This window comes from Myxococcus sp. MH1 (assembly GCF_059738865.1).
In genome coordinates, this window is the sequence record NZ_AP026947.1 from 5,619,724 (window position 1) to 5,634,973 (window position 15,250).

Genomic DNA, 15,250 nt, shown 5'->3' on the forward strand with positions numbered 1-15,250 from the left:
CAGAAGGGTGACGACACGAAACCACCCTGCCCGCTCCGGCTCAGGGAAGCTGCTCCTCGGCGCGGACCCGGGCAAGCGTCTGCAGATCCCGCTCCGTGGGTCCCAGCTCCAGGATGATGCGGCTCACGTCGTACAGGACATCCCCGCGCTCGAACACGGGCAGCCGGGGCACGTCCTGGTTCAAGTCATCCGCGCCGCGGTTGTACGCCACGTCCATCAGCGTGCGGAGCTGGAACGAGTCATACAGGTTGTACTCGACCAGGAACCGCAGGGCCTCCACGTCGCCGCGCCGCGTGTACGCACGCCACAGCAGCACCGCGTCATAGCCGTTCACACCCTTCATGTGCGGCGGACGCTCGGCGCCAATCTGGCCCTCGATGTCCTTCAGCCCGCCGCCCATCCCCAACCGCCGCGTCACGAAGCGCAGATCGATGTGCGCCTCCGGCACCGGGAAGCGCGCCGGCCCGAAGTAGTTCTTCAACACCGGCACGTCGAAGGTGGAGCCGTTGAACGTCACCCACAGCCGGCGGGCCGCCATCGCCTGCGGCAGCGCATCCATGTTCCGCCCCTGGATGAACACGTGCAGCCCGGTCGAGTCGAACAGGCTCACCACCGTGGGCGCCTGTGCCTCCCGGCCATCCGTCTCGATGTCGAAGTAGACGGCGTCGTGCTGGAACTCGGGATACAGCCGCCAGTGCTCCCGCGGAGGAACCAGCTCCGCGAGCCGCCGCAGGTCCCGGCGCTCCAGCGCCTCACGGGCCTGGGCAATCCGCTCGCGCGCGATGTCGTCCGTCTTCCGGGTGATGGCCACACCCTGTCCGGCCGCCGGAAAGTCATCCCAGCTCTTGATGCCCCGCGCCCACAAGTCCTTCTCACGCCAGGGCCCCACGCCGGGGATGTGCTGGAACGTCCGCTGAAGCATCAATCGAGCGCGCCCAGCCTTCCCGCCACCAGCTCGTCCAGCAGCGGGATGTCCGCCTCGCAGAACGGCAGGGCCTGCATCTCCACCGGCGTGTGGAACGCCAGCGCATGCGCCCCCAGCGGCTTCGGCTCGCCCGACACCACCCGCGCCGCGTAGAGCACCAGCTCCACCGTCAGGTCCGGGTACGGGTGCTTGCCCTCCCACAGCCGCCGGCCCACGGAGAGCTCCACATCCAGCTCCTCGCGACACTCGCGGGCGAGGGCCACCTCGTCCGTCTCCCCGGCCTCCACCTTGCCGCCGGGGAACTCCCACAGGAGCGCGCGGCTCCCACCGGGGAGCCGCTGCTGCACCAGGAAGCGCTGGGTGTCGACGGGACCGGGAATCAGCGCCGCCACCACGCGGACCGTCCGGGTCGTCACCGCCGTCACCCCTTCAATCCGTTGAAGTCCAACGCGTAGAGCCAGCCGTTGTTGGAGAGCACGAACAGCTTCGAGCCCGCCACGAAGGGCGTCGCCGAGACGCCGTCCCCAGGGTTCCACGACACGCGCGCCTGACCCGTCTTCGGGTCCAGGAACAGCAGCGAGCGCTGGATGGGGACGATGAGCATTCCCTTGGCGAACACTGGAGCCTGCGCGGCCCTTTCACCCAGGGGGTGCGTCCACAGGAGCCGCCCGTCCTCCGCCAGGTAGGCGTCCACACGGCCATCGCCCACCGCGAAGAGCATCTTCCCCTTCGACAGCAGCGCCGTCATGCCGCCCACGGAGCTGGTCCAGACCAGGTCACCGGACTCCGCCTCGAGCGCGTAGATGCCGCTCTTGTACGAGGCCACGTAGAGCTGACCGTGCTCGTCCATCACCGGCGTCGAGTCCACATCCAGGAACTCGTTGCCGCTGCCGGACAGGGACTTCTCCCAGTTGGCGCTGCCGTCCCGCATGGTCAGCGAGACGACGTAGCCGTCGGAGAAGCCCACGTAGACATTGCCCTCGCGCACCAGCGGCGTGGACGCGCCGCGCACCGAGAAGCCCGACGGAGGATCCCTGCGGTACTGCCAGGCCCACACGCCATCCGCGGCCTTCACCGCGAACAGGGTGTCGCTCTCCGAGGCCACCAGCACCAAGCCCTCGGCCACGACGGGCACCGTCGCCAGCGACTCGCCGGCCGCGTACTTCCACTTCTCCTCGCCCGTGGCCGCGTCCAGCGCGTACAGCGTGCCGTCGCCCCCGGGGATGAAGGCGACGCCGTCGCTCACCCGGGCGCCCGCCGCGAAGCGCGTGCTGGTCTTCTTGGACCACTTCACCTGGCCGTCCGGCCCGATGCCGCGGATGAACCCGTCCCGCGTCAGCGCGATGACCGTCCTGCTCAGCCCGTCATACGCCGGCGTCGCGACCTCGCGCGGGGCGTACTCCATGAGGGTGGGCGTCACCAACGGCGCCCACCAGGCCACGGAGAAGTAATCCAGCGGCGGGGCCTGCTCCGTCCGAGGCAGCTCCGGATTGCCGTAGCGCGGCAGGCTGCTGCACCCGCCCAGGAGACCGAGCGCCACAGCGCTCCCCAGCCAATGCTTCCAGCTCACGCGCTGCTTCCTCATCGTCCGTGCTACCCCGCGTCCGTACCAGTGGCGGCGGGCTGCGCCGGCACCGGAATCTTCACGCCCTGCGAGGCCAGCACCGCCAGCCGCTCGCTCGACAGCCGCGCCGCGGTGGTGTTCGGGTGGTCCGTCGACACCTTCGACAGGACGCTGGCCGCCTCGTCCTTCTTGTCCTGCGCGATGAGCATGCGGCCCTTGTGGTAGTCGCCCATGCCCGCCAGGAACTCCCCACCGCCCGCGGCGCCCATCTGCTCGAAGGCCTTCAGGGCCTCGTCGAACTTCTTCTCCGCCTCGAAGGCGTAGCCCTGACCCTCGAACGCGCCCGCGCGGAGCGGATCATTCTGGGCGGCGCCCTTGAGGAACTCGCCGAAGGAGGCCTGCGCGTCCGCGAAGTTGCCCAGGCGGAACTGCGCCTCGCCCAGCGACAGCGCGGCCGTGGTGGCCGAGCGGGTGCCGCCGTGCTCCTTGCGGAAGTCCGACAGGGCCTTCACCAGCGCCTCGTCGCGCTCCTTGACGCTCTTGAAGGGCGTCTCGGTGTCGCCGGGCTGCGCGGGCTGCACGCCGTCGATGGGACGGTCCAGCACGGAGAGCGCCTGGCCCAGGGCCTGGGACGCCTTCTCCTCGCCGCGCTTGGACAGCTCGCTGGCGATGGCCGCGCCCACGCCGCCGAGGATGATGACGGCGACGACGATGCCGATGAGCTTCTGCCGCTGGGCCAGCCAGTCACGCGCGTCGTTGCCCACCTTCTGGAAGGTGTCCGGCTGACGAAGCTCCTGCTGGCGAATCTTCTCGGTCTTGGTTCCAGCCACGTCGGTCAACCTCTCTCTGCGCTTCGATGCTCTACCCTGTCGGAGAGCGGGAGGGCGGCGCACTGTACGGAGCGCGCGCCGCGAGTGTCAACGCACGGACGCTTCAGTGTTTGCCCTGGAGGTGGGGCTTCTTTCGCGCCTCTCGCTTGGCCTTGCCGGGGCGCTCCTTGAAGAAGAGCCGGATGGGCACGCGCAGGTCGAACGTCTTGCGGAGCTGATTGGTGATGTAGCGCTTGTACATGTCCGGAACGCCCTCCGGGTAGTTGCACGTGAGCGCGAACGTCGGGGGCGCCGCCGCCACCTGGGTGATGTAGTACAGCCGCAGGGGCTTGCCCCGGGCGATGGGCGCCGGGTGGTTGTCCACCATGTGCTCCAACAGGCGATTGAGCTGGGGCGTGGGCGCCCGGAACCGGAACTGCTCGGCCAGCTCCACCGCCACGTCCACCACCTTCTCCACCTTCGAGCCCGTCAGCGCGGACGTGAAGAGGATGGGCGCGTAGCCCACGAACTTCAGCGCGTGCTTGAGCGACTCGCGGTAGGCCTCCTGGCGACGCTGGTCCTGGTCCACCAGGTCCCACTTGTTCACCACGATGACCAGCGCGCGGCCCCGCTCCTCGGCCAGGCCCGCCAGCTTCGCGTCCTGGTCCACCGCGGGCTCCGTGGCGTCCATCAGCAGCACCGCCACGTCGCTGCGCTCCATCACCTTCAGCGCCGCGATGACCGAGTACTTCTCCACCTGGTGGGCAATCGTCTTCTTGCGCCGGATGCCCGCAGTGTCCGTGAGGAGCAGCTTCTTGCCCTTGTACTCGAGCGGCGAGTCGATGGGATCTCTCGTCGTGCCCGGCACGTCGCTGGCCACCACCCGCTTCTCCTTCAGGATGGCGTTGACCAGGGTGCTCTTGCCCACGTTGGGCCGGCCGATGATGGCCACGCGGATGATGCCGTCGTCCGGGGGCGCGGTGTCGTCCTCGCCCTCCTCCTTCGGCGGCAGCTTCTCCACCACCTCGTCGAACAGGCCGTTGATGCCCAGGGCGTGCTCGGCGGACAGCGCGTGCACCTCGCCCAGGCCCAGCTTGTAGAAGTCCGCGGCCAGGGCCTGCATCGTGCCCGTGGTGTTGTCCAGCTTGTTGGCCGCGACGATGACGGGCTTGCCGCTCTTGCGCAGGTAGCCGGCCACCGCCTCGTCCGCGGGCGTGACGCCGTCGCGCCCGTCCACGACGAAGACGATGACGTCACACTCCTCCACGGCCAGCTGCGCCTGCTCGCGCACCTGCTGCAGCAGGGAGTCCTTCTCGCCCGGGACGAAGCCGCCCGTGTCGATGAAGGTGAACGAGCGGCCTCCCCACACCGCGTCCGCGTAGTGACGGTCTCTCGTCACGCCCGGCTGGTCCTCGACCAGCGCGAGGCGCCTGCCGATGAGACGGTTGAACAGCGTGCTCTTGCCCACGTTGGGGCGTCCGACAATGGCGACCAGGGGCTTCATCTCAGTCGTATCCCAGCTTCTTGAGGCCTTCGGGGCGCTCGCTCCAGCGCGGCTCCACCCGGACGCGCAGGTCCAGGTAGACATGCGCTCCCAGCAGCCGCTGCACGGACTTGCGCGCGTCGGTGCCAATCGTCTTCAACATCTGTCCCTGCTTGCCGATGATGATGGCCTTCTGGCTGTCGCGCTCCACGTAGATGGACGCGGCGATGCGGATGAGTCCGCCCAGCTGGCCCGGCGGCGTGCCCGGACGGGGCTCGCGCTCGGATTCATCGAAGATGTCCACCAGCACCGCCGTGGAGTACGGAATCTCCTGACGGCAGTGACGCAGCACCTGCTCGCGGATGTACTCCGCCACCAGCGTGCGCTCCTGCTGGTCGGTGAGCATGTCCTCGTCGAAGATGCGCTCGCCTTCCGGCAGGTGGCCCAGCACCGCGTGGAACAGCCGCTCCACGCCGTCCTTCTCGCGGGCGGAGATGGGCACCACCTCCGCGAACGGGAACTCCTGCCGGTACAGATCAATCAGCGGCAAGAGCGCCGCCTTGGGCAGCGAGTCGATCTTGTTGATGACCAGGAAGGTGGGCTTGCCCAGCTTCTGCAGCCGCTCGAGGATGGTGCGGTTGCCCGGGCTCACCTCGAGCTTCTCGCCGGCGGGCGGCTCGATGAGGAAGAGGACCAGGTCCACCTCCTCCGCGGCCTGCAGCGCCGTCTCCACCATGTAGCGGTTGAGCTCCCCCTTGGCCTGGTGGATGCCGGGGGTGTCGATGAAGGCGACCTGCCCCTCGGGGCGCGTCACCACGCCGAGGATGCGGTTGCGGGTCGTCTGCGGCTTGCCGGAGACGATGGCGATCTTCTCACCGGTGAGCGCGTTGAGCAGGGTGCTCTTGCCCACGTTGGGGCGTCCGATGAGCGCGGCGAAGCCGCTGCGGTGGTTCTTGGGAGAGGCCATTGCTTCGAAGGTGGTCTGGGAGTCCCGCGATGCCGGGAGCCCCTGAGGGGAGACTTCCAAATGAACGCCCTATAACAGACCCGCGTCCCTGGCTTCTGCCGGGGAGCGGCGGGCAGGCGGGCGGCCTACGGCTGGGACGTCGGGCGGCTCACCGTCCGCGGTGCGTCCTCCATGTAAAACGTCACGACACTCCTCCCATCTACCAGAGGCCCGCCGAAGTCGCAGGCCCGTCTTTCACGTCTCACCACGGCCGGGTCGACTCGGGCTGCTGCGACCCCTTCCGCTTCGGCGTCGCCCCGGGCCGGGTCGGCGCATCCGCCGGGGCCTGCGTCGCGGCGAGGCCCGGGGGCGCCTTGTCGCTCAGCTCCACCTTGGTGAGCACCACCGCCTCGCGGGGCCGGTCGCGGTTGTCCCGGGGCAGGCCGCCGATGCGCTCCACCACGTCATAGCCCTTCACCACCTCGCCGAAGATGGTGTGCCGGTTCGTCAGGTGGTCCGGCGTGCTGGTGGTGATGAAGAACTGGCTGCCGTTGGTGCCCGGCCCCCGGTTGGCCATGGCCAACAGGCCCACCTTGTCGAAGGTGCGGCCGGACTGGAACTCGTCCTCGAAGCGGAAGCCCGGGTCACCCGAGCCCGTCCCCGTGGGGTCTCCGCCCTGAATCATGAAGCCCGGGATGACGCGGTGGAACACCGTGCCGTCGTAGAGGGGCTTCCTGGACATCTCCCCGGACTTGGGGTCCCGCCACTCCTTCTCCCCGGCCGCGAGGCCCACGAAGTTCGCCACCGTCTTGGGGGCGTCCTTGGAGAAGAGCCGCACGGTGATGTCCCCCGCGCTCGTCTTGAGGGTGGCGTAGACGTCCTTGCCGGCCGCCACCTTCTTCGTCCACTTGCCCGACGCCGCCGGCGCCGCGGCCAGGGCGGCCCCTGCCCACAGGCAGGCCACCAGGGCGAGCGACAGACGGAAGGGGGCGGAGGGACGCATGGGCGCGGCACCTTATTCCCCACCCCTCTCCCCTCCAAGGGGTTTCACGTCGGGTTGTCGTCCGGTGGCACTTCCGGGGTCGCCGGCGCGGGGGCCACGGTGCCCTCCTCGGAGGTGGGGGCCTGCCCCTCGGGGCCGGGGGGCGGGCTGGCGGCGGCCTCGCGCTTGAGGCGCTCCAGGGTGACCTGGGCCGCGCACTGCTCCGCCTCCTTCTTGCTTCGCCCGGTGGCCCGAGCGAAGGGCGCCTCACCGAGCGACACCTCCACCTCGAACACCTTCGAGTGCTCCGGCCCCGCCTCGGACACCACGCGGTAGCGCGGCGACACCTTCAGCTTCTCGTGGGCCATCTCCTGCAGGAGCGTCTTGTAGTCCAGCCGCCCCTGGCCGCTGGAGACCTCATCCAGGAGCTCCGCGAAGCACTTGTCCACCAGCTGCGCGGCGGTCTCCAGGCCCGCACACAGGTAGATGGCACCGAAGACGGCCTCGAGCGCGTCCGCCAGCACGGAGTTCTTCTCGCGCCCGCCCGACAGCGTCTCGCCCCGGCCCAGCAGCAGCAGATCACCCAGCGGCACGCTCCGGGCCACGCGGGCCAGGCCGTCCTCGTTGACGATGCGGGCGCGCAGCTTGGTGAGGTCGCCCTCGGGCATCGTCGGGAAGCGATCCATCAGCCGGTGACTCACGGCCAGGTTCACCACCGAGTCCCCCAGGAACTCCAACCGCTGGTTGTCCTTGAGGTCCTTGTCCCGCGTCTCGTTGACGTAGGTCTTGTGGGTGAGCGCCTCGAGCGCGACCTCCCTGCGCGAGAACACGAACCCCAGCCGCTTCTCCAGGGCCTCCACCCGCTCCGACGGACTGAGCTTCTCCACGGACGTCTCTCACTCCTGCGGCGCGTCGGGGCCCACCAGCCTCACGGCCTCCGGACGCACCTTCAACAACGACGCCACCATCCGGACGATGCCGGGGAACTCATCCAGCTCGAACCGCCCCGCCCACACCTTGCCCTGGGCTCCCGCCAACAGGCCCCGGAAGGTGCGCCCCGCGACCCTCGCGGCGGCGAAGCGGTACGGCCGGCCCTCCACCTGCAACTGCGCCAGCAACTCCAGGCTGCTCCTGGGCGGCACCAACGACTCCGCGCCGAACTTCTCCACGATGTCCGAGAAGCGCACCAGCCCCGTGGGCGTCGGCTGGGGACGGCTCGCCGGCTCCCCCAGGAGGGCCGCCAGATAGCCCGTCAGCGCCGCCCGCTCCCGGAACTCCGACAGCTCCAGCGTGTGGCCCGCACCGCCGGCCACGTCCACCTTGTCGCGCTGCACCCGCGCGATGCGGAAGTTGCCCAGCCGGTCCGCCGCGAGCAGGACCGACAGGTCCCCCTCCACCACGTCCGTGGTCAACTCCAGCGTGTCCGCGTCCACCCTGGGCGACAGCCCCAGGACCTGGAGCTCCGCGGAGCGGCGCTGCACGTGGAAGATGTGCTCGTTGAAGGCGTCCGACAGCAGCGCCTCGATGTCCGCCACGTCGCTCAGCGCGCCGATGAGGATGGGCGCCAGTCCCACCACCGCCGCCGGGGAGATGGGGATGAGCCGGTCCCCCATCACCTGGAAGGTCACCTCGGCGATGAACGCCTTGGTCACGGGATTGACGAGCGGCGACGACTCCAGGTCCAGCACCGCCTCGGTGCCGGCCACGTCCTCACGGACTTGAAGCCCGAGTCCCTCCAGCCGTGCGGTGTCCATCAAGCCCCTTTGAAGGTCTCTCTCGCGATGATGGTGCGTTGGATCTCGCTGGTTCCTTCGCCAATTTCACACAGTTTGGCGTCGCGGAGGTAGCGTTCAACCGGGAATTCACGGGTGTAGCCATAGCCCCCGTGGATCTGCACGGCCTTGGCGGCCGAGCGGGTGGCGACCTCGGAGGCGAAGAGCTTCGCCATGGAGGCCTCCTTGGAGTACGGCTGGCCCGCATCGGCGAGCCTCGCGGCCCGGTGGACGAGCAGCCGCGCGGCGTCCGTCTCCGTCTTCATGTCCGCCATCATCCAGCGCAGGGCCTGGAAGTCCGCGATGGGCTGACCGAAGGCGGTGCGGTCCTTGGCGTAGCGCGCGGACTCCTCCAGCGCGCCCCGGGCCAGCCCCACCGCCAGCGCGCCGATGGTGATGCGGCCCTTGTCGAGGATCTTCATCGTGTCGATGAAGCCGTGGTCCACCTCGCCCACGCGGTGCGAGTCGGGGACCTCCACGTTCTCCAGCACCAGCTCCGCCGTGTCCGAGGAGCGCATGCCCAGCTTGCCGTGGATGGCGCGCTGGCTGAACCCGGGCATCCCCTTCTCCAGCAGGAACGCGGTGATGCCCTTCTGGCGCTTGTCGGGGGACGTCACCGCGAGCACCACGAAGACGTCGCCCACGGTGCCCTGGGTGATGAACATCTTGGTGCCGTTGAGCACCCAGCCGTCGCCCTTGCGCACCGCCGTGGTCTTCATGCCCGACGCGTCCGAGCCCGAGCCCGGCTCCGTCAGGCCCCAGGCGCCCAGGAACTCGGCGGAGGCCAGCTTCGGCAGGTACTTCTCGTGCTGGGCCGGGGTGCCGAAGACCCGCAGGTGGCTGGTGCCCAGGCCGTTGTGGCTGGCCACGGTGAGGGCGAGCGAGCCGTCGTAGCGGGCGATCTCCTCCACGGCCACCGCCACGGCGAGCGAGTCCATGTCCGCCCCGCCGTACTGCTCCGAGACCAGGATGCCCATGACGCCGAGCTGTCCCAGCTCCCGCACCACGTCCATGGGGAACTTCTCCTCGCGATCCCACTGGGCGGCGTACGGCTTCACGCGGGCCTCGCAGAAGTCGCGAAGCGAGGACTGGAGGGCGCGGTGACTCTCGGGAAGTTCGAAGTCCATGTCGGGCGGATCTATCGCAAAGGGTCCCCGCGCGGCGACCTTCTCGCACCGCCTGGAGGCCCGGGGAGCGCCCGGCGACATACCAGAAAGCCCCGAGCCTGGCTGCCCCCTCTCCAAGGGGGTGGGCCTGGGAGTGCGTCCAAACGGCGACGCGACGAACGACCCCCAGGGCGCGGGGGGTGGCGACACGGGCTCCCCTGCCTACCTTCAAGGCTCATAGGGGTCACGCCGCGCCCGCGACGCGGCCCCGACCACACTGGCCCTGGAGGGATGCATGTTCGCGAAGAAGAAGGCGAAGTGGACGGCGAAGGGTTTGGCCAAGAGTGAGCTGTACCGCAAGTGGGTGGCCCACAAGCTCCTCGACGAGCTTCCCCGCGTGGCCAAGGACCGCTGGGATGACTTCGAGCCGGATGATGCGCTGCGCCACATCGGCCTGACGACGTACAAGCCGGCGCGCTCCGGCCTGGGCGGCCTGGGGCTGTTCGTCATCGGCGCGGTGGCCGGCGGCGTGGCGGCGCTGCTGCTCACGCCCAAGACGGGGGATGACCTGCGCACCACCGTCAAGGACAAGGCCATGGGCTACATGAACAAGCAGAACATCGGCCTGGCGCCCGAGAAGAGCGCCAGCGCCTGAGCCGGTGGCCGCGGGCCCCTCGCGAGCGGGGGGCCGACGGCGGCCGGGCACTTCACGGGGCGGGGTCCGCGAGCTGCTCGCGGGCCGCCGCCCTTCGTGCGTCGCGGCTCAGCGGCCCTTGTAGACGGGGGCGCGCTTCTCCGCGAAGGCGCGCAGGCCCTCGAGGCGATCCTCCGTCTTGAGGACCTCCTCGTACTTGCGCAGCTCCAGCGCGAGCGCGTCGTCCAGCTCCAGGCCCGTGCCCTCGTCGATGGCGTGCTTGGCGGTGGCCACGGCGATGGGCGCGTTGTCGACGACGGACTCGGCCAGGGCGTGCGCCACCTCCAGGAGATGTCCCTCGGGCGCGAGCCGGTTGACCAGGCCGATGGCGAACGCCTCCGCCGCGTTGAGCCGGCGCGCGGTGAGGATGAGGTCCTTGGCCCGACCCGGTCCCACGAGGCGAGACAGGCGCTGCGTGCCGCCACCGCCGGGGATGATGCCGAGCTTCACCTCGGTGAGGCCCAGCTCGGCCGCGGGGGCCGCCACGCGCAAGTCACACGCGAGCGCCAGCTCGGTGCCTCCGCCGAAGGCCGCGCCGTTGATGGCGGCGATGAAGACGCAGTCGCTCTTCTCGATGGCGCGGAAGGTGCGGCGCAGGCCGTCGAGGAACGCGCGCACCTCGGCCTCCTGCATGCCCGCGCGCTCCTTGAGGTCCGCGCCCGCGCAGAACGCCTTGTCGCCCGCGCCGGTGATGACCACCGCGCGGACCTGATGACCCGACGACACACGCTCGACGAGCGCGCCCAGCTCCTGGAGCATCGCGCGGCTGATGGCATTGCGGCGGCCCTCGCCGTCGATGGTCCAGATCTCGATGGCACCGCGTGCGTCGACCTTGAATTCCGGCATATCCGCTCCCCTTCCAGGGCCCGCCCGGCGGGCCGCCCTGGGACGCGGCAGAGTGCGGTGGGAAGGCGGGTCTGGCAAGGCGGAAACGGTTAGCATCCCCGCATGCCTTCGCCACGCAACCTGCTCCGACAGCTCGCCCCGTGGGCGCATCATCTGCCCTCGGCACTCGCCCTGGTGGCCCTGGCCCTCGTTCCCCTGGAGGCCCTGGCCCGAGGCGGTGGCGGTGAACACTACACCCGAGGCAACTCCGACAGCCGCGATCGCGGCGGCGACGGCCTGCCCATCTGGCTGCTGTTCGAGGCGTTCCGCCTGGTGTTCCGCTACCCCAAGGTGATGATTCCGCTGCTGGTCATCGGCGGCGTCATGTACTGGCTCTACAAGCGCAACCTCCACCCGGACGCGACGACACGCAAGGCGCTGGACCAGTACGAGGCGCAGCAGCGCACCCAGGTCAGCTCCAGCGACGTGGCAGGCTGGGTCAACGCGCTGAAGCTCAAGGACCCCGCCTTCGAGCCCGGCCCAATGCTGGACCGCACGCGCCGGCTGTTCCTCGACTTGCAGCAGGCTTGGTTCCAGCGCGACATGACGCCGGTGCGGCCCTTCCTGTCGGACGCGACGTGGCAGCGCTTCGGCGTGCAGTTGAAGCTGCTCGACGCCCAGGGCGTCCGCGACGCCATCACCGACATCGAGGTGCTGGACCTCCAGCTCATCGGCCTGGAGCAGAGCGAGTGGTTCGACAGCGTCCAGATCCGCGTCCACGCGCGGATGCGGGACACGGACGTATCGGCGAGCGACTCGGACGCGCAGGCCCTCCAGTCCGCGCGCAAGGCGCCGTTGGAGGCGTTCACGGAGGTGTGGACCTTCGTGCGCAAGCCGGGCGCGCAGACGCGCATCGGCGCGGACCTGTTCCAGGGCAAGTGCCCCAACTGCGGCGCGCCCTTCCAGGGTGGCGCGGCGAACAGCTGCGAGTTCTGCGGCGCGGTGGTCAACTCCGGCAACTACGACTGGACGCTGGCGGAGATCACCCAGGGCGTGGAGCACTCGCGCTACCACCGCAACGTGGATGGGCTGATGCAGGCGCGCCAGGACGACCCGGCGCTCAACCTGGAGATGCTCGAGGACCGCGCGTCCCTGCTGTTCTGGAAGTGGATCGACGCCCAGAGCCGGGGTGACACGACGGGGCTGTCGAAGGTCGCCACGCCGGAGGCACTCGAGTCACTGGGCTCGGAGCTGGAGGGCCTGCGTCAGCAGGGACGGCGGCGCGTGTTCCTGGAGTGCGCGGTGGGCTCCGTCGACGTGCGCGCGTTGGAGATCGACCCTCGCGGGTACGACAAGGCGCAGGTGGAGATTCGCTGGAGCGCGCGCATGGGCATCGGCCCCGTCAACGAGCGGCCGCCCCAACTGCCCACCCTTCCCCAGCGCTTCGTCTTCACGCTGGTGCGCAAGCACGGAGCGAAGACGAACACCGCGAACGGTATGTCCACGGACCGCTGCCCGCAGTGCAACGCACCGCTGACGAACAGCGCGGCCACGACGTGTGAGTTCTGCGGCACGCAGCTGGCGAACGGTGAGCGGGACTGGGTGCTCGCGTCCGCGCTGCCGTTCGAGTCGTGGAACGCGCGCGAGGACGCGGGTTTCCGTGAGAGGCCGCGGCGCGCGTCGGTGCCTCGACCGCCGAGCGTCACCCGTGCCGCGGCGGCCCCCGCCTCGGGCTCGGACACGGTGATGGACCTCCAGGAGCGCCAGCGGCTCATCTACATGATGGCCGCGATCGCCTCCGCGGACGGCACCGTCACCGCGGCCGAGCGGCGCCTCCTGAAGCTGTGCGCGGAGCGGTGGAACGTGGAGTGGTCACAGGTGGAGATGGCGCTCAACGCGGGGCCGCAGCTCTTCGACCGGTTGGTCGCGCGCGGCAGCCCCGAGGCCGAGGTCTTCCTGCGCAACATCGTCGAGATGGCCCTGGTGGACGGGCGCATCGACCGCAAGGAGCGCCGGATGCTGGAGTCCGCCGCCGCCCACCTGGGCCTCCAGGAGAAGCTCGCTTCGATGATCGACGGCCGCTGACGCAACGCGGCGGCTCCTCGCCTGCCCTGGGAGCAGCCCCACCGGGCCTCGGGATGACTGGCGACCCCCACGCGCACAACCATCACTTGGAGTGAAGTGCCTGCCCGCGCCGCTCCGGTGAACGCTGGTCACCACCGACGTCACATCAGGCCCTGGGGCGAGAGCTCATCAGAGGGGGCCGGGGCGGCCGAGCAGGCGCTTGTCGGCATGCCGACCCAGACCCGCATCAATGATTACTGGGAGTGAAGTCACCAGCGCCGCGCCCTACCTGCGACGAGCGCCTCAGGTCTGCGCGCGGCGGGACGCCTTCTTCTCCCGCTCACCCAGCGCGGCCTGGAGGAACTTCCCGGCCAGCTTCCGGCCGATCAGCTCCTGGGCAATCTCCCCGGCCTCCACCAGACGGTCCAGGTTGATGCCGGTCTCCACGCCCATGCCGTGGAACATGAAGACGGCGTCCTCGGTCGCCAGGTTGCCCGCGGCGCCCGGCGCATAGGGGCAGCCGCCCAGCCCGCCGATGCTCGCGTCGAAGGTCGTCACGCCCGCGGACAAGCCGACGAGCGAGTTGGCCAGCGCCGTGCCCCGCGTGTCGTGCAGGTGCAGCGCCAGCTTCTCGACGGGGATGTGCTTGAGCAGCGCGTCGAGGATCTCCTCGGTCTGCCTCGGCGTGCCCACGCCAATCGTGTCGCCCAGGCTGAGCTGGTAGATGCCCGCGTCCACCAGATGCCGGCAGATGTCCACCACGCGCTCCACCGGGACATGGCCCTCGTAGGGGCAGCCCCACACGGTGGAGAGGTAGCCGCGCACGCGCATGCCGGCCTGGAGCGCCGCCGTGGTGACCTCGCGCGCGCCGGCCATGGCCTCCGCGATGCTCTTGTTGATGTTCTTCTTGGAGTGGGCCTCGGACGCGGAGATGAACACCGCGGCCTCCTCCAGCCCGGCCTCCTTCGCGCGCTCCAGCCCCTTGAGGTTGGGCACCAGCGCGGAGAACACCACGCCCTCGCGGCGCCCCACCAAGCGCAGCAGCTCCTCGGCGTCCGCCAGCTGGGGAATCCACTTGGGCGAGACGAACGACGTCACCTCGATGCGCTTCTCGCCCGCTTCCACCAGGGCATTGATGAGCCGCGCCTTGTCCCGCGTGGGCAGCGTGCGCAGCTCGTTCTGCAGGCCGTCGCGAGGACCGACCTCGTACACGTCCACCCGCTTCGGCAGCTGGCCCAGCAGGTTCCCGCGCGCTCGTGAATGTGAGGTCTCAGGCATCTCGCAGCACCGCTCCAACAATCAGGTCGGCCGACCGTCGCGTCAGCGGCTCGCCATCGAGTCCGCCATGCACCCAGGAGATCGAAAACCCGGTGCTTTCCAACAGCGCGGTCAGTTCCGCAAGGGGATAGTAACGAATGGAGTAGGACGCAGACAGGACACGGCCATCCCGCAGGGTGAGGGTCCGCCGTCCCTCGTCGCGCCCCGTCGCCGCGTCGAAGTGGCTCTCCTCCTCCAACACGGCCCCGTCCGGAAGTGTCCGCTGGAACGCGGCCCCCGGTGACGCGGCCAGTCGCTCGTGCGGCACCGTGTGGAACACCAGGAGCCCTCCCCGCCTCAACGCCCTCGCCACCTCCCGGAGGATGCGCACGTGCTCCTCGTCCGTGAAGGCGAACAAGGTGGAGTACCACGCGTACGCTCCGGACAGGGAACCCTCCCGGAAGGGCAAGGCCCGGAGGTCGCCTCGCACCACGGGGAACCCCGGACGTCGCATGGCCAGCGACAACGCATCCCGCTCCAGCCCGATGACGCGCCCCGCCAGGGGGCCCGAGGCCTGCAGTCGCGAGGCATGGCGCCCATGGCCGCAGCCCAGGTCCGCCACGGGCTCCGGGCCGGGCACGTCGGCGAACGCGCGCGCCAGATAGTCCGCCTCCCTCGCCGTCACGCTCTCGGACAGGAAGGGCAACGTGCTGCGCAGGTACAGCTCGCCGAAGAAGTCCACGCGCGCACGTCAGCGGCCGGGAAGAACGACGCCGCCCTCCTCTGCCGGGGGATGTAGCAACCCCGTCCCGCCGTCGCAACG

15 protein-coding genes are annotated in these 15,250 nt (G+C 69.9%); 2 read left to right on the forward strand and 13 right to left on the reverse strand.

The genetic code is table 11. From position 1 onward, the window contains the following. Window positions 1–40: 40 nt before the first annotated feature. The 10 genes from AC6JA9_RS21995 to AC6JA9_RS22040 form a co-directional block, all read right to left on the reverse strand. On the reverse strand, window positions 41–922 hold the full coding sequence (locus AC6JA9_RS21995) for a ribonuclease H-like domain-containing protein (RefSeq protein ID WP_497957778.1): 882 nt from the start codon (window positions 920–922) through the stop codon (window positions 41–43). Further along, on the reverse strand, window positions 922–1,350 hold the full coding sequence (locus AC6JA9_RS22000) for a (deoxy)nucleoside triphosphate pyrophosphohydrolase (protein WP_223748991.1): 429 nt from the start codon (window positions 1,348–1,350) through the stop codon (window positions 922–924). Before AC6JA9_RS22000 ends, AC6JA9_RS21995 begins: the two co-directional genes overlap by 1 nt. Then, window positions 1,347–2,495 (reverse strand): outer membrane protein assembly factor BamB family protein, encoded by a 1,149-nt coding sequence (locus AC6JA9_RS22005; RefSeq protein ID WP_483577932.1) that lies wholly within the window; start codon window positions 2,493–2,495, stop codon window positions 1,347–1,349. The genes AC6JA9_RS22000 and AC6JA9_RS22005 overlap by 4 nt, the downstream gene beginning before the upstream one ends. A gap of 23 nt (window positions 2,496–2,518) precedes the next feature. After that, the gene (locus AC6JA9_RS22010) at window positions 2,519–3,319 is read right to left on the reverse strand and encodes a tetratricopeptide repeat protein (protein WP_223748993.1); all 801 of its coding nucleotides are present in this window, start codon (window positions 3,317–3,319) and stop codon (window positions 2,519–2,521) included. Window positions 3,320–3,422: 103 nt separating this feature from the next. Next, window positions 3,423–4,802: a ribosome biogenesis GTPase Der gene (gene der, locus AC6JA9_RS22015; protein WP_141324063.1), complete on the reverse strand. Its 1,380-nt coding sequence runs from the start codon at window positions 4,800–4,802 to the stop codon at window positions 3,423–3,425. A gap of 1 nt (window position 4,803) precedes the next feature. Continuing rightward, window positions 4,804–5,748 carry a GTPase Era gene (gene era / locus AC6JA9_RS22020; RefSeq protein ID WP_223748994.1) on the reverse strand — a complete coding sequence of 315 codons (945 nt, stop codon included), beginning with the start codon at window positions 5,746–5,748 and terminating at the stop codon, window positions 4,804–4,806. A 241-nt stretch (window positions 5,749–5,989) separates the two neighbouring features. Continuing rightward, window positions 5,990–6,730 (reverse strand): peptidylprolyl isomerase, encoded by a 741-nt coding sequence (locus tag AC6JA9_RS22025; RefSeq protein ID WP_497957779.1) that lies wholly within the window; start codon window positions 6,728–6,730, stop codon window positions 5,990–5,992. Between the two features lie 44 nt (window positions 6,731–6,774). Continuing rightward, window positions 6,775–7,596, reverse strand: coding sequence for a ribonuclease III (gene rnc, locus AC6JA9_RS22030; RefSeq protein WP_408890364.1), 822 nt, complete (start codon window positions 7,594–7,596; stop codon window positions 6,775–6,777). A 9-nt stretch (window positions 7,597–7,605) separates the two neighbouring features. After that, a complete protein-coding gene (locus AC6JA9_RS22035; RefSeq protein ID WP_174816821.1) occupies window positions 7,606–8,463 on the reverse strand; it encodes a hypothetical protein in 858 nt (285 codons plus the stop codon). Next, a complete protein-coding gene (locus AC6JA9_RS22040; protein WP_223748997.1) occupies window positions 8,463–9,608 on the reverse strand; it encodes an acyl-CoA dehydrogenase family protein in 1,146 nt (381 codons plus the stop codon). The genes AC6JA9_RS22035 and AC6JA9_RS22040 overlap by 1 nt, the downstream gene beginning before the upstream one ends. A gap of 274 nt (window positions 9,609–9,882) precedes the next feature. On the opposite strand from AC6JA9_RS22040, the gene AC6JA9_RS22045 reads away from it, so the two are divergent. Next, a complete protein-coding gene (locus AC6JA9_RS22045; RefSeq protein WP_223748998.1) occupies window positions 9,883–10,242 on the forward strand; it encodes a YtxH domain-containing protein in 360 nt (119 codons plus the stop codon). 108 nt (window positions 10,243–10,350) lie between these two features. Here the strand turns inward: AC6JA9_RS22045 and AC6JA9_RS22050 are convergent, their stop codons facing one another. Next, a complete protein-coding gene (locus AC6JA9_RS22050; protein WP_223748999.1) occupies window positions 10,351–11,127 on the reverse strand; it encodes an enoyl-CoA hydratase-related protein in 777 nt (258 codons plus the stop codon). A 102-nt stretch (window positions 11,128–11,229) separates the two neighbouring features. Between AC6JA9_RS22050 and AC6JA9_RS22055 the strand changes: the two genes are divergently transcribed. After that, window positions 11,230–13,191 (forward strand): TIM44-like domain-containing protein, encoded by a 1,962-nt coding sequence (locus AC6JA9_RS22055; protein ID WP_497957780.1) that lies wholly within the window; start codon window positions 11,230–11,232, stop codon window positions 13,189–13,191. A gap of 282 nt (window positions 13,192–13,473) precedes the next feature. Here the strand turns inward: AC6JA9_RS22055 and AC6JA9_RS22060 are convergent, their stop codons facing one another. Beyond that, window positions 13,474–14,448, reverse strand: coding sequence for a hydroxymethylglutaryl-CoA lyase (locus AC6JA9_RS22060; RefSeq protein WP_046713845.1), 975 nt, complete (start codon window positions 14,446–14,448; stop codon window positions 13,474–13,476). Next, window positions 14,441–15,169 (reverse strand): class I SAM-dependent methyltransferase, encoded by a 729-nt coding sequence (locus AC6JA9_RS22065; RefSeq protein ID WP_223749001.1) that lies wholly within the window; start codon window positions 15,167–15,169, stop codon window positions 14,441–14,443. Before AC6JA9_RS22065 ends, AC6JA9_RS22060 begins: the two co-directional genes overlap by 8 nt. Between the last annotated feature and the right edge of the window lie 81 nt (window positions 15,170–15,250).